Here is a 13,914-nt window from a genome sequence, read left to right on the forward strand (position 1 = left end):
GGGATTCGCCAGGGGCGCGTTCCCGGCTAACTTGCGGCCGGGCGTCTCTCGCTGACTTCCAATAAGTTACGCGAGTGCGGCAGCAATGCCAAATCGGTCGAATCCGAGCTCTCTCATGGCCATCCATGCAGGCCACGGACCTGCGGACCTCTCGAATCTCGCCGATTAGGGCGATCCGGCGAGCCCGTTGTGAGCGAGGACACTAGCTGGAGGACAACTCGGCCCCCGCTCCGTGGCCCGCCCTCTTGTGCCGGGGCGAGCATGTGGAGCGGGGGCGAAGTAGGCCTGGAGCGAGCTCAGCGGCGAACGCCGGCGATGTTCTTCTTTCCTCTACGCAGAACCAGCCAGCGGCCGTGGAGGAAGTCGGTCTCGGCGGGCGTCCAGTCGTCCTCCCCCACCCGGGAGTTGTTCACGTACGCGCCGCCCTCCTTCACCGTCCGCTTGGCCGCGCCCTTGCTCTCACACAGGCCGGTGGCAACGAGGAGGTCGACGATGGTGGTGGGGTCACCGGCCGCGAGCTCCGCGACAGGCGCCTCCGTCAGTGAGGCCGCGAGGGTCGGCTCGTCCAGTTCCCCCAGCTCGGCCCGGCCGAACAGCGCCTGGCTAGCGAGCTCCACCGCGCGGGTCTGGTCGACGCCGTGCACCAGGTTCGTCATCTCCGTCGCGAGGCGACGCTGCGCGGTGCGGGTGTGCGGGCGTTCCTCCACCTCGACCTGAAGCTCCGCCAGCTCCTCGCGGCTCAGGAAAGTGAACCACCGCAGGTACTTCATGACGTCGGCGTCCGCGGTGTTGATGAAGTACTGGTACCAGGCGTACGGGCTGGTCATCTCCGGGTCGAGCCACAGGCTCCCGCCGCCGGTGGACTTCCCGAACTTCTTGCCGTCAGACGCGGTCACCAGCGGCACCGTCATGCCGTGCACCGCGGTGCCGTCGATCTTGCGGGACAGGTCGACGCCGGCGACGATGTTCCCCCACTGATCAGAGCCGCCAACCTGCAGCGCGCAGCCGTGGCGGCGGCGCAGCTCCAGGAAGTCGTTGGCCTGCAGCAGCATGTAGCTGAACTCGGTGTAGGACATCCCGTCCGACTCGAGGCGCTTCTTGACGGTGTCCCGCGCGAGCATCACATTGACGGAGAAGTGCTTGCCCACCCCGCGCAGCAGGTCGATCGCGGTCAGCTCGCCAGTCCAGCGCATGTTGTTCTCGACGATAGCGCCGGAGGGCGAGTCGTCGAAGTCCACAAAGCGCTCGAGCTGCGCGCGGATCCGGTCGGACCAGTCCGCCACCGTGTCCGCGGAGTTCATGCTCCGCTCCCCCACATCGCGGGGGTCGCCGATGAGTCCGGTCGCGCCGCCGGCGAGCACGATCGGCCGATGGCCGGCGCGCTGGAAACGCTTGAGCGCCAGCAGCGGGACGAGGTGGCCCGCGTGCAGGCTGGGCCCGGTGGGGTCGAAGCCCGCATAGAGCGTCAGCGGTCCGGCATCGAGATCCCGGCGCAGATTGTCCAGGCTCGTCGACTGCGCGATGAGCCCGCGCCACTCGAGCTCGTCCAGGATGTTCTCGGCGTTCTCGGCCACGGCATTCTCCCTACCAGCATTCTCAGTCACGACTCTGATCTTCCCGCATCGCCGTGGGCAGCATCGAGTCGGGCGGGGTCGGCAGCGAAAGGCCCAGCATCCGACGGGTCAGCGGCGCGCGGGCTGCGCCGGTAGGCCGAGACAGCCCGTGAGTCCGGCACCCACAGCCGCCAGGGCACCTCGGCATTGGTGCTGACGCCCACCCTCGGCCCGGCGCGGAACGGCGATTCGGCGGCGGGCAGCATCAGGCGGATTGCCGAGTGCGGGTCGAGCAGGTCGGCGCCGCCGTCGCCCAGGGTGATGCCCAGCGCCGCGCCGAGGTTGCCCGGGCCGCGGGCCAGATTGTCGGGGGCGGCCTTCGGACGACGACTCACAGCGACCTCGGCGCCGTCGAGCACCTCCCCCGCCCGCAAGAGCACAGCCCACCCGATCCCGTCGGGCCCGGCGCTGACGTTCAGACACGTGTGGATGCCGTAGCTGCGGTACACGTATAGGTGTCCGGCGGGCCCGAACATCACCTTGTTCCGCTCGGTGATTCCCCGAAATGCATGGGACGCAGAATCCTCTGAGCCGTGATACGCCTCTACCTCGACGATCCGCACCGTCACGCCGTTCGACCGCAGCCGCGCGCCGAGCAGCCGCCGCGCCGCGATCAGCGGTTCGACGGCCAGCCGTGCGCGCGGCCCTGGCATGGCGGCTAACCCCGGATCAGGGTGAGGAGTTCCGCCGTCAGCTCCTGGTAGTGGCCGCTCGCCGGGTCCAGGCCGAAGACTCCGACACCCGGCGCGGGCAAGCCCGAGGCCTGCAGGTCCACCGTCATCGGCCGGTACCAGCGGGATTTCGCGATCTTGTCGACGACGTGCACCAGCGCGGGGCGCTTCTCGGCGGGCAGCACGGACAGCGCCTCGTCAAGGTCCTCGTGCGAGAGCTGCTCACCGGGGTGCACGGTCACAGCGAGCACCGCGATCTGGGTCTCGCCGTCGGGCACCCCGTAGGTGACCGCCGAGTCGATCTCGGGGAGCCGGCCGGCTGCGTCCGAGATCGGCAGCGTGAAGACAGGACCGCGGGCCGAGTGCACCACAGCGTCAACGGTGTCCACCATCCAGAAGTCGCCGTCGGAGTCCTTATAGAACAGGTCGCTCGAAGCCACCCACGCGTCGCCCTGCGCGAAGACTCCACGCATGATCACCGGCGAGTAGTCCATGTCCGCGCGGGCCTTCGCCAGCAGGCGGCCGACCTCGCCCGTCTGCGCCTCCCGCACCAGGCCGTTCTTCTTCTCGAGGTATCGATCCTCGGTGGAGTCGTAGGCCGCGAGCTTGACGAGGGCGCTGCCGGGCATCGGCCGACCCTTCGACCCGAGCTTGTGCTTGGACAGGTTGGCGAGCACCGCGCCGCCCTCGGTCGAGGCGTAGAACTCCACCACACGGGCGGGGCTGAACTGCTCGGTGACCCGCTCCCACAGCCCCAGCGGCATGCCGGAGCCGATGAACAGGCGGATGGCGTGGTGCTTGCCGAGGTCGAACTCCGGATTGTCAACGAGTTCGCTGAGCTGCGTCCACGTGTAGGAGACGACGGTGACGCCGTAGCGCGGGACCTCGGCCGCGAAGCGCGCCGGATCGAACTTGCCTGTGAGCGCGATGCGGGAGCCTCCGGCCACCGCGCCGCCGACGCTGGTGAGCAGGCCCGACGGGTGGTTGAGCGGGGTCAGGCAGTAGACGGTGTCGCCGCTGCCGAGTGCCGCCGCGCTGGCGGTGCCGAACGCCGAGGTGGCCCAGCGCCGGTTGGTGATGCGGCGGGCCTCTGTGCGGCCGCCCGAGCCGGAGAACATGATGAACGCGAGGTCGCGGGCACGGCCAGGGTTGGCCTCGTACCACTTCGGCATCCGCACCCTGTCCGGGTCGATGCGCTCCATGTCGATGACGCCCTCGCGCTGGTCCAGCTCGCGCTCGGCGCTTCCGCCGCCGAGCACGAACACGGGGCGCCCGGAGTCGACCGCCGTGTCGAGGTGGTCGGGATCGGCGATGATGGCGACGACGTCGGACTGCTCGATCGCGTCGTGCATGGCGCTGCTTGCGGGGAGCAGCACCGCGATGGCGCCGATCCGCGAGAGTGCGGCGATGGCAACGAGCGCGCTGGGACGGGTCTCCATCAGCACACCGACCTCGGTGCCCTGCCGGACGCCCAGGTGCACGAGCCCCCGCACGACGTTGTTGATGCGCTCGTCGACGGCGGCGTTGGTGTGCACGCGGTCCTCGAACAGGAAGCACTCCCCGCCCGGGTTGTTCTGCGCCTGCTCGGCCAGCAGCTGCCCCAGTGAGACGCGGGTGTGCGACTGCATCTCGCCGAGCCGGGCCAGGCGCGGCAGGGTGCGGGCCGCCTCCTCGGCGATGGCGACCGTGCTGCGCGTGACGCCAACCGCGAGTCCGATGACACTGCGGGTCGCCCCAACCCCGACCTCCGCCATCGTGTTCACGCCGTGGGTGATCCGCGACGTCACCGAGACGCCGGTCTCCCCCGCATCTGCGGCGTCGGCTGGCTCCATCGGGTGGATGTTCTCCGGCCGCTCCGCCGCCACGTTGCCGATGCGGACGGCCTCCTGCCAGTGCATCCACCCAGCGGCACCCGGCCAGGTCAGGTTCGCGGCGGTGGAGCCGACGACCAGGCCGAAGTGCCCCGACGGGAGCATCTGCTCGTAGATGCTGGCCTTCGGCGAGGCCTGCAGGATCCCGCGGACGGCGACAGGCTGGCCGATATCGTCGACCTCGCCGATGAACGCCAGCACCGGGCAGGTGATCTCGGCGAGGCTCACGAGCTGGCCCTCGATCACGAACCCGCCGGTCATCATGCGGTTGTGCGCGATGAACTGCTTGAGCAGCTCGGCGATCGCAGGGCCGGAGTACGCCACGTAGCCGTCGTTCTCCAGGAACCGGCGCTGCGGCTCGCGCGGGAGCAAGGCGTCCCGGTCATGGAGCTGGCGGACGAAGTCGATCCGCGACTTCGCCGTCTTCACCGGGTCCAGCAGCTGGAAACCGATCCGCGCCCCCCAGGCCGGCAGGTACAGGCGGCTGATGATGTGGTCGGCCAAGAAATCGGCGCCGCGCGTGGCCAGGCCCGCGGGCAACCCGAAGGGCAGCGCGGCGAGCGTGTCGACGGGGCTGCCGAACGTGATGACGCTGGCGAGTCCGGCGGACTGGCGGAACGCCGCGGTCTGGTAGGCGAACATGCCGCCCTGGGAGTAGCCGGACAGGTGCACGTCGCGGCCGGTGTGGGCGATCACCTGGTCCACGGCCTGGCTGACGGCGACGATGTGATCGGCGAGGTTGCGGGCGAGGCCGCCGTCCTCGCGGTCCGGGGAGCCGAAGTCGATGACCCATGGGTCGATGCCCTGGTCGAACAGCACGCCCGCGCCGCCCTTGTCGCGCGTGACGTCGAAGACGTCCGCGGACATCATCATCGGGGGGATCAGCAGGACCGGGGGGCGGTCGCTGACGCCGTCGACCATGGTCGCCGCATCGGGGAAATACCGGCGCAGCCGATACATCGGGCGCCGCTCGACGACGTCGTACGGCGTGTCCTCGGACTCCGTGTCTAGGCCGCCGAGCCGCAGGACCTCCAACCCGTTCTGGGCCGTGGCCAGCAAGCGGTTGATCGGTCGTGTGAACGTGCGGCTGCTAACCATCGCGTGTCCCCTCCTGTGGCGGCCGTGTCACGTTGCGGGCCTCTTGTGCTGGCCGACACAGTCCTTACCTGATCTTCCCACAGTCACTGCACGCAATACTCCCGGGTAGGGTCGGGCCGGGAACCTCTCGATTCCCGGCCCGACTGACCATCCTTGTGCGCAGCCAGTTAGACCCAGCCGCGGAGCGTGGCGACCTGCGCGCGCACACCGTCGAGCTGTTCGGCCACCCGCACCCCGGCGGTGCCGCCGCGGGCGTCGCGGGAGGCGATGGAACCGGAGACGGTCAGGACCTCGCGGACCTGGGCCGTCAGGTTCGGGTCGACGGCCGCGAGCTCCGCCTCGGTGAGGTCCTCGAGGCCAACGCCGCGGGCCTCGGCGACCTTGACGCACGCGCCGGCCGCCTCATGGGCGACGCGGAACGGGACGCCCTGGCGGACGAGCCACTCCGCGATATCGGTGGCGAGCGTGAAGCCGGCCGGGGCCAGCTCTGCCATCCGCTCCTCGTGGAACTCGAGGGTGGAGACCAGTCCGGTCATGGCGGGCAGGAGCATCTCGAGCTGCGCGACGGAGTCGAACAGCGGCTCCTTGTCCTCCTGCAGGTCCCGGTTGTATGCCAGCGGCTGCCCCTTGAGCGTTGCCATCAGCCCGGTGAGGTTGCCGATCAGCCGCCCCGTCTTGCCGCGCATCAGCTCCGCGACGTCGGGGTTCTTCTTCTGCGGCATGATCGAGCTGCCGGTGGACCACGCGTCGGCCAGGGTGACGTAGCCGAACTCGGCGGTGCACCACGTGATGACCTCCTCCGCCAGGCGGGAGAGGTCCACGGCGGTGAGCGCCAGCACGAACGCCGCCTCGGCCGCGAAGTCGCGGGACGAGGTCGCGTCGATGGAGTTCTCCGCCGAGGAGTTGAAGCCGAGGTCCTTGGCGATCGCCTCCGGGTCCAGTCCCAGCGAGGAGCCGGCGAGCGCGCCCGAGCCGTACGGGGAGACCGCGGCGCGCACGTCGAAGTCCTGCAGCCGCGCGACGTCGCGCAGCAGCGGGTGGGTGTGCGCGAGGAGGTGGTGCGCCAGCAAGATCGGCTGCGCGTGCTGCAGGTGCGTGCGGCCCGGCATGGCGGCGTCGGGGTGCGCCGCAGCCTGGCCGGCGAGGGCGTCGACGACATCGAGCACGCCCGCCGCGACCCGGCGGACCGCGTCGCGCAGCCACATGCGGAACAGCGTCGCGACCTGGTCGTTGCGGGAGCGGCCGGCGCGCAGCCGCCCGCCCACCTCGGTCCCGACGCGGTCGATGAGCCCCCGCTCGAGGGCTCCGTGCACGTCCTCGTCGGCCTCGTCGGGTGTGAAGGCGCCGCTGGCGACATCCGCCGCGAGCTGCTCGAGGCCCCGCGTCATCTCCGCGAAGTCCCCATCGGTGAGCAGGCCGGCGGCGCGCAACACCTTGGCGTGCGCCAGCGAGGCGCGCACGTCATAGGGCGCGAGCACCCAGTCGAAGTGCGTCGACTTGCTCAGCGCCGCCATGGCGGCGGCCGGTCCGGACTCGAACCGGCCGCCCCACAGGGCGCCCTCATTGGTTCCGTGTGCAGGGGTGCCCTGTGTGGTCATGACTTACAGGCCCAGGTCCCGCTTGGCCGCGACCTTCGAGGACAGGCCGTGGATGTTGACGAAACCCTTGGCGTAGGACTGGTCGAACGTGTCGCCCTCGTCGTAGGTGGCCAGGTTGAAGTCATACAGCGACTCCGGGCTGCGGCGGCCGTTGACGGTGATCGCGCCGCCGTGCAGGTACAGGCGGATGTCACCGGTGACGCGCTCCTGCGTGTTCTGGACGAACGCGTCCAGGGCGTACTTGAGCGGGGAGAACCACAGGCCGTCGTAGACCAGCTCCGACCAGCGCTGCTCCGTCTGACGCTTGAAGCGGCCCAGCTCACGCTCGAGGGTGACGTGCTCCAACTCCTGGTGGGCGGTGATGAGCACCATCGCGCCGGGGGCCTCGTAGATCTCGCGGCTCTTGATGCCGACGAGGCGGTCCTCGACGACGTCCAGGCGGCCGACGCCCTGGGCGCCCGCGCGGCGGTTGAGCTCCTCGATGGCCTGCAGCACGGTGACCGGGCGGCCGTCGATGGCGGTGGGGACGCCGGCGGTGAAGCTGATGATCAGCTCGTCGGGCGCGTTCCAGTTGACGGTGGGGTCCTCGGTGTAGTCGTACACGTCCTTGGTGGGCGCGTTCCACAGGTCCTCGAGGAAGCCGGTCTCAACGGCGCGGCCCCACACGTTCTGGTCGATCGAGAACGGCGACTTGGCCGTCACGTTGATCGGGATGTTGTTCTCCTCGGCGAACTTGATCGCCTTCTCGCGGGTCCACGCGTAGTCGCGGACCGGGGCGAGGACCTCGAGGTCCGGGGCCAGGGCGCCGAAGCCGACCTCGAAGCGGACCTGGTCGTTGCCCTTGCCGGTGCAGCCGTGCGAGACGACGGTGCCGCCGTGCTCACGCGCCGCCTCGACGATGTGCTTGACGATCAGCGGGCGGCTGATCGCCGAGACCAGCGGGTAGCGGTCCATGTACAGGGCGTTGGCCTGGATGGTGGGCAGGCAGTACTCGTTGGCGAACTCGTCCTTGGCGTCCACGACGACGGACTCGACCGCGCCGCAGTCGAGGGCGCGCTGGCGCACGAGGTCCATGTCCTCGCCGCCCTGGCCGAGGTCGATGGCGACGGCGACAACTTCCTTGCCGGTCTCCTTCGCGATCCAGCTGATGGCCACCGAGGTGTCCAGGCCGCCCGAGTAGGCGAGAACAACGCGATCAGACATGATATTTACGCTCCTAATAAGTACTGATGTGGTGTGCAGTTATGTCTATCTTGCCGGGGCCGGGCCCCAGGGTCAGGCGAGGGCCTCCAACTGGGCCGCCACCTGTGCACCCGTGACCGGCGCGCGCGCGATGACCATGATTGTGTCATCGCCGGCGATGGTGCCGACGATCTCCGGCAGCGACGCGCGGTCTAGCGCGCTGGCCAGGAACGACGCGGCCCCCGGCGGGGTACGCAACACGGCCAGGTTCCCGCTGGAGTCGGCTGAGACCAGCAGGTCCCCCAGCAGCCGGGCGAGCCGGTCCGTGCCGCCGACCACGCCCCGCACGAGATTGCCGTCCTCCGGGATCACGTACACCCCGGCCCCGCCGTCCGCCGCGCGCAGCTTGACGGCGCCCAGCTCGTCCAGATCGCGGGAGATGGTCGCCTGGGTGGCCTCGATGCCCAGCTCGGACAGGAGTGCCTGCAGCTCCGGCTGACTCCGGACCTCACGCCGGGCGAGCAGCTCGCCGATGCGGGCCTGCCGGCCCGCGCGCGTCGGCGAGGTCTCCCCCGCGGTCACTGGTTCTCCAGGAGCCAGACCATGAGGGCCTTCTGCGCGTGCAGCCGGTTCTCGGCCTCGTCCCAGGCGGCGGATCGGGGGCCGTCGAGCACCCCGGCGGTGATCTCCTTGCCGCGGTAGGCAGGCAGGCAGTGCAAGACCATGGAGTCAGGAGCCGAAAGACTCAGCAGCGCCTCGTTCACCTGGAACGGGCGGAACGGGGCCTCACGGTCGAGGCCGTCGTTCTCCTGGCCCATTGACACCCAGGTGTCGGTGACCAGGACGTCCGCGCCGGTCGCCGCCGCGGACGGATCAGAGGTGACGGTGACGCTGCCGCCGGTCTCCGCCGCCCGGGCCTGCGCCGCGGCTGTCACGTCGGCGTCGGGCTGGAAGTCCTCCGGCGTCGCGATGACGACGTGCATCCCGGCGGTGACGCCGCCGAGCATCAGCGAGTGCGCCATATTGTTCGCGCCGTCGCCGAAGTACGCCATGGTCAGCCCCGCCGTCGCGCCCTTGCGCTCGCGGATGGTCTGCAGGTCCGCGAGCACCTGGCACGGGTGGAACTGGTCGGTGAGCGCGTTGATCAGCGGCACGGTGGACTCCGCCGCGAAATCGTCGACGCGGTCCTGGCCGAACGTGCGCCAGACGACCATGTCCACGAAGCGCGAGAGCACCCGGGCGGTGTCCTCGATGGACTCGCCCTTGCCGATCTGCGTGCTGGAGGCCTCCACCACGATCGGGTGCCCGCCAAGCTGGTTGACCCCGACGTCGAAGGACATCCGGGTGCGGGTCGACGTCTTGTCGAACAGCACGGCGACGCTCTTGGGCCCCTCGAGGGGGCGACGCGAGTATGGGGCCTTCTTGAGCTCGTCCGCGAGCTCGAGCACCTCGAGCTGTTCGGCCGGGGTGAGGTCGTCGTCGCGCAGGAAATGCCGGGCCATCAGTTGGACGTTCCTTCAGTTGTGTCGGTTGCGGCGTCGAGCAGTCCGGGCAGCGCGGTGACGAAGCTCGCGGCCTGCTCCTTGGTGAGCACCAGCGGCGGCGCGATGCGCAGCACGGCCTCGCGCGGGGCGTTGATGAGGAAGCCGGCGTCGCGCGCGAGCGCCTCGGCCCGCTTGGCGATGTCCTTGTTCAGGACGATCCCCAGCAGCAGCCCGGCGCCGCGCACGTGCTCGATCGCCGGGTGGCCCAGCGCCTCGATGTCCGCGGCGATGGACTTGCCGAGCTCGCTGACGTGGCTCAGGAGGTCCTGCTCGTCGATGGTGCGCAGCACGGCCAGGGCCGCCGCGGCGCACACCGGGTTGCCACCGAATGTGGTCCCGTGCTGGCCGGGGCCGAACAGCTCCGCGGCCGGCCCGACGGCGATGCATGCGCCGATCGGCAGGCCGCCGCCGAGGCCCTTGGCCAGGGTGATGACGTCGGGGACGATGCCGTTGGCCTGGTGCGCGTAGTGCCAGCCGGTGCGGCCGATGCCCGTCTGCACCTCGTCGAGGATGAGCAGCGCGCCGTGGCGGGCGGTGATCTCGCGAGCCGCGGCGAGGTAGCCGGGCGGGGGCATGACGACGCCATACTCGCCCTGGATCGGCTCCAGGATCAGCGCGGCGGTGTTCTCGTCGATGGCGGCCTCAAGCGCGGCGACGTCGCCGAACGGCACGAAGCTCACGCCGGCGGGCATCGGCTCGAACGGCGCGCGCTTCTCCGCCTGGCCCGTCATGGCGAGCGCGCCCATGGTGCGGCCGTGGAAGCCGTTCTCGGCGGCGACGATGTTCGTGCGGCCGGTGCGGCGGGCCAGCTTGAAGGCGGCCTCGTTGGCCTCGGCGCCGGAGTTGCAGAAGAACACGCGGCCGGGCTGGCCCAGGTGGCGCAGCAGCTCCTCGGCCAGCTTGACCGGCGGCTCGGCGATGTACAGGTTGGACACGTGGCCGAGGGTGGACAGCTGCGTGGTGACCGCCTCGATCACGGCGGGGTGCGCGTGGCCCAGCGCGTTGACGGCGATGCCGCCGAGCAGGTCCAGGTACTCCTTGCCTTCGGCGTCGGTCAGCACTGAGCCCTCGCCGCGCACCAGGGCCACGCGGGGCACGCCGTAGGTGTCCATCAGCGCATCAGACCAGCGATGTTGCAGTGGTGCGGTCACAGGTTCTCGCCTTCCTTGGCAGGCTCGGCAGCGGTGGGGGTCACCATCGTGCCGATGCCTTCTTCTGTCAGTAGCTCTAGCAGGATCGAGTGCGCCAGGCGGCCGTCGATGACGTGGGCGCTGGGCACCCCGCCGCGCACGGCCCGCAGGCAGGCTTCCATCTTCGGGACCATGCCCGAGTCCAGGCGCGGCAGCAGCTGTTCCAGCGCCTCGGTGTCGATCCGGGTGACGAGCGAGTCCTTGTTGGGCCAGTCGGTGTAGAGGCCCTCGACGTCGGTGAGGATCACGAGCTTCTCCGCGCCGATCGCCGCGGCCAGCGCGCCGGCGGCGGTGTCCGCGTTGACGTTGTGCACGACCCCGTCCGAGTCGGGCGCGATCGTCGAGACGACAGGGATGCGGCCCGCGTCGATCAGGTCGAGCACCGCGTCCGGGTTCACGGACGCGATATCGCCGACCAGGCCGATGTCGGTGGAGACTCCGTCGACCATCACGTTGCGTTGCTGCGCGGTGAACAGGTGCGCGTCCTCGCCAGAGATGCCGACGGCGTACGGGCCGTGCGCGTTGATCAGCCCGACGAGCTCGCGCCCGACCTGCCCGAACAGCACCATCCGCACGATGTCCATCACCTCGGGGGTGGTGACGCGGAAACCGCCGCGGAACTCCCCCTCCATGCCGAGGCGGGCGAGCATCGCGCTGATCTGCGGGCCGCCGCCGTGCACCACCACTGGCTGGATGCCCACGGTGCGCAGGAAGACCATGTCGGCGGCGAACGCGCGCTTGAGGTCGTCGTCGATCATGGCGTTGCCGCCGTATTTGATGACGACCTTGCGGCCGCGGAACTGCTGCAGCCACGGCAGCGCCTCCGCGAGGACATAGGCCTTGTCCATCGCGGTCAGGGCTGAGAGCGCAGCTGACTTTGTGGTTTCGGTCATGACGAGTACGCAGAGTTCTCTTCGACGTAGTCGTGGCTCAGGTCGGTGGTGCGGATAGATGCGGTGGCGGTGCCGACCTGCAGCTCCACGACGACATGGATGTCCTCGCCGGACAGGTCCACCTCGCGGGCGCCGGGCGCGCCCATGCCGTCCACACACACGTGCGAGCCGTTGAAGGACACCGTGATCTTGTCGGGGTCCAGCTCGATGGGCGCGATACCGATCGCGGCCAGCACCCGGCCCCAGTTGGGGTCGGAGCCGAACAGCGCGGTCTTGACCAGGCTGTCGCGCGCGATGACACGGGCGCCGATGAGCGCCTCGTCCTCGCTGACGGCGCCGTTGACTGTGATGCGCACGCGCTTGGTGACGCCCTCGGCATCGGCCATCAGCTGGTCCGCGAGGCTGTCGCATACCGCGAGCACCGCGGCGTCGAGCTCCTCCTGGGACGGCGCGACCTCGCTGGCCCCCGAGGACAGCAGCAGCACGGTGTCGTTGGTGGAGGTGGCGCCGTCGACGTCGAGGCGGTCGAAGCTCATCCGGGTTGCGGCACGCAGCGCGGCGTCGAGCTGCTCCGCGGTGGCGACGGCGTCGGTGGTGATCACGCACAGCATGGTGGCCAGCGACGGGGCGAGCATGCCCGCGCCCTTCGCCATCCCGCCGACATTCCACTTGCCGGCGTGGTGGACCGCGGCCTCTTTCGCCACGGTGTCGGTGGTCATGACGGCGTGCGCGGCGTCGGTGCCCCCGGAGATGCCGCCCGCCAGCTCGTGGACGATCTCCTTGACACCGGCGGAGATCTTGGCCATCGGCAGCCGGTCGCCGATCAGGCCGGTGGAGCACACTGCGACCTCACCGGCGCCAGTCTCGCTGCCCCAATCGCTCAGGGCGACGGCGAGCTCCTCGGCCGTCTGATGCGTGTCCTGGAAGCCCGGCGCGCCGGTGCAGGCGTTGGCGCCGCCGGAGTTCAGCACGACCGCGCGCAAGCGGCCGCCGCTGAGGACCTGCTGGGACCACAGCACCGGGGCGGCCTTGACCTTGTTGCGGGTGAACACGCCCGCGGCGGCGAAGTCCGGGCCCTCGTTGACGATGAGCGCCAGGTCCAGCTTGCCGCTGGCCTTGATGCCCGCCGCGATGCCAGCGGCCTTGAAGCCAGCCGACGCGGTGACCCCCTGGTTCAGCACCACCTGGGTGATGCTCTGCTCATGCACGTTCTCGGTCACGGCGCTACTCCCACAGTGCTCAGGCCCGCGGTCTCTGGCAGGCCGAGGGCGATATTCATGGACTGCACCGCACCGCCGGCGGTGCCCTTCGTCAGATTGTCCAGCGCGGCCAGGACGACGAGCTGCCCGGCGCGCTCGTCGACGGTGACCTGGATGTGCACGGCGTTCGAGCCGATGACCGAGCTGGTCTGCGGGAGCTGGCCCTTGGGCAGCAGGTGCACGAACGGCTCGTCGGAATAGGCGGCCTCATAGACGGCGCGGACCTCGTCCTCGGTGGCCGTGGTGCGGGCGACGCAAGTGGACAAGATGCCCCGTGACATCGGCACGAGGACCGGCGTGAACGAGACCGAGACCTCTTCTCCTGCCACCTTCGACAGGTTCTGGATGATCTCGGGCGTGTGCCGATGCGCGCCGGCGACGCCGTACGCGCGGGCGGAGCCCATCACCTCGGAGCCCAAAAGATCTGCGCGCAAGGACTTTCCCGCGCCCGACGTGCCGGAGACCGCGACGACCGTGATGTGCAGGTCGACCAGTCCCGCCGCCACTGCGGGGGTCAGCGCCAGGTTCGCGCTGCTCGGGTAGCACCCGGGGACCGCGATGCGCGTCGCGCCCTTGAGCTTGTCCCGGTTTCCCGGCAGCTCGGGCAGGCCGTACGGCCAGGTGCCGGCGTGCTCGCCGCCGTAATAGCGCTCCCACTCGGCGGTGTCGTCTAGGCGGAAGTCCGCACCGCAGTCGATGATCACGACGGACTCCGGCAGCTGCTTCGCGACCTCCGCGGACTTGCCGTGCGGCAGCGCCAGGAACACGACGTCGTGCCCCTTCAGCGTGTCCTCGTTGGTCGCCTCGAGCACGCGGTCCGCGAGGGGCAGCAGGTGCGGCTGCAAGCTCCCGAGTGCGGTGCCGGCGTTGGAGCCGCCGGTGAGCGCGCCGATCTCAATGGACCCGTCCTGCACGCCGGGATGCCCCAGCAGCAGGCGCAGGATCTCCCCGCCCGCATAGCCGCTGGCACCGGCGATAGCCACCTTGATAGTCAT

11 protein-coding genes are annotated in these 13,914 nt (G+C 70.1%); all 11 read right to left on the reverse strand.

Going from position 1 to position 13,914, the window contains the following annotated elements:
• Positions 1-296: 296 nt before the first annotated feature.
• The 11 genes from tyrS to argC all read right to left on the reverse strand — a co-directional run bounded on the left by tyrS (position 297) and on the right by argC (position 13,914).
• Positions 297-1,604: a tyrosine--tRNA ligase gene (gene tyrS / locus TBIF_RS00970; protein ID WP_235174421.1), complete on the reverse strand. Its 1,308-nt coding sequence runs from the start codon at positions 1,602-1,604 to the stop codon at positions 297-299.
• Positions 1,601-2,266 carry a DNA-3-methyladenine glycosylase gene (locus TBIF_RS00975; RefSeq protein WP_024793016.1) on the reverse strand — a complete coding sequence of 222 codons (666 nt, stop codon included), beginning with the start codon at positions 2,264-2,266 and terminating at the stop codon, positions 1,601-1,603. Before TBIF_RS00975 ends, tyrS begins: the two co-directional genes overlap by 4 nt.
• Positions 2,267-2,271: 5 nt before the next feature.
• Positions 2,272-5,253: an AMP-binding protein gene (locus TBIF_RS00980; RefSeq protein ID WP_024793017.1), complete on the reverse strand. Its 2,982-nt coding sequence runs from the start codon at positions 5,251-5,253 to the stop codon at positions 2,272-2,274.
• A gap of 167 nt (positions 5,254-5,420) precedes the next feature.
• Positions 5,421-6,851, reverse strand: coding sequence for an argininosuccinate lyase (gene argH / locus TBIF_RS00985; RefSeq protein WP_024793018.1), 1,431 nt, complete (start codon positions 6,849-6,851; stop codon positions 5,421-5,423).
• 3 nt (positions 6,852-6,854) lie between these two features.
• A complete protein-coding gene (locus TBIF_RS00990) occupies positions 6,855-8,054 on the reverse strand; it encodes an argininosuccinate synthase (protein WP_024793019.1) in 1,200 nt (399 codons plus the stop codon).
• 72 nt (positions 8,055-8,126) lie between these two features.
• Complete coding sequence (locus TBIF_RS00995) at positions 8,127-8,615, reverse strand: arginine repressor (RefSeq protein ID WP_024793020.1); 489 nt, start codon at positions 8,613-8,615, stop codon at positions 8,127-8,129.
• On the reverse strand, positions 8,612-9,535 hold the full coding sequence (gene argF / locus TBIF_RS01000; protein ID WP_024793021.1) for an ornithine carbamoyltransferase: 924 nt from the start codon (positions 9,533-9,535) through the stop codon (positions 8,612-8,614). The genes TBIF_RS00995 and argF overlap by 4 nt, the downstream gene beginning before the upstream one ends.
• Positions 9,535-10,728: an acetylornithine transaminase gene (locus tag TBIF_RS01005; RefSeq protein ID WP_024793022.1), complete on the reverse strand. Its 1,194-nt coding sequence runs from the start codon at positions 10,726-10,728 to the stop codon at positions 9,535-9,537. The genes argF and TBIF_RS01005 overlap by 1 nt, the downstream gene beginning before the upstream one ends.
• Positions 10,725-11,660, reverse strand: coding sequence for an acetylglutamate kinase (argB, locus tag TBIF_RS01010; protein ID WP_024793023.1), 936 nt, complete (start codon positions 11,658-11,660; stop codon positions 10,725-10,727). Before argB ends, TBIF_RS01005 begins: the two co-directional genes overlap by 4 nt.
• Complete coding sequence (gene argJ / locus TBIF_RS01015; protein ID WP_038169432.1) at positions 11,657-12,868, reverse strand: bifunctional glutamate N-acetyltransferase/amino-acid acetyltransferase ArgJ; 1,212 nt, start codon at positions 12,866-12,868, stop codon at positions 11,657-11,659. The genes argB and argJ overlap by 4 nt, the downstream gene beginning before the upstream one ends.
• Positions 12,869-12,876: 8 nt before the next feature.
• The gene (gene argC, locus TBIF_RS01020) at positions 12,877-13,914 is read right to left on the reverse strand and encodes an N-acetyl-gamma-glutamyl-phosphate reductase (RefSeq protein ID WP_024793025.1); all 1,038 of its coding nucleotides are present in this window, start codon (positions 13,912-13,914) and stop codon (positions 12,877-12,879) included.

The organism is Tomitella biformata AHU 1821 (genome assembly GCF_000524475.1).
GTDB classification, from domain to species: Bacteria; Actinomycetota; Actinomycetes; order Mycobacteriales; family Mycobacteriaceae; genus Tomitella; species Tomitella biformata.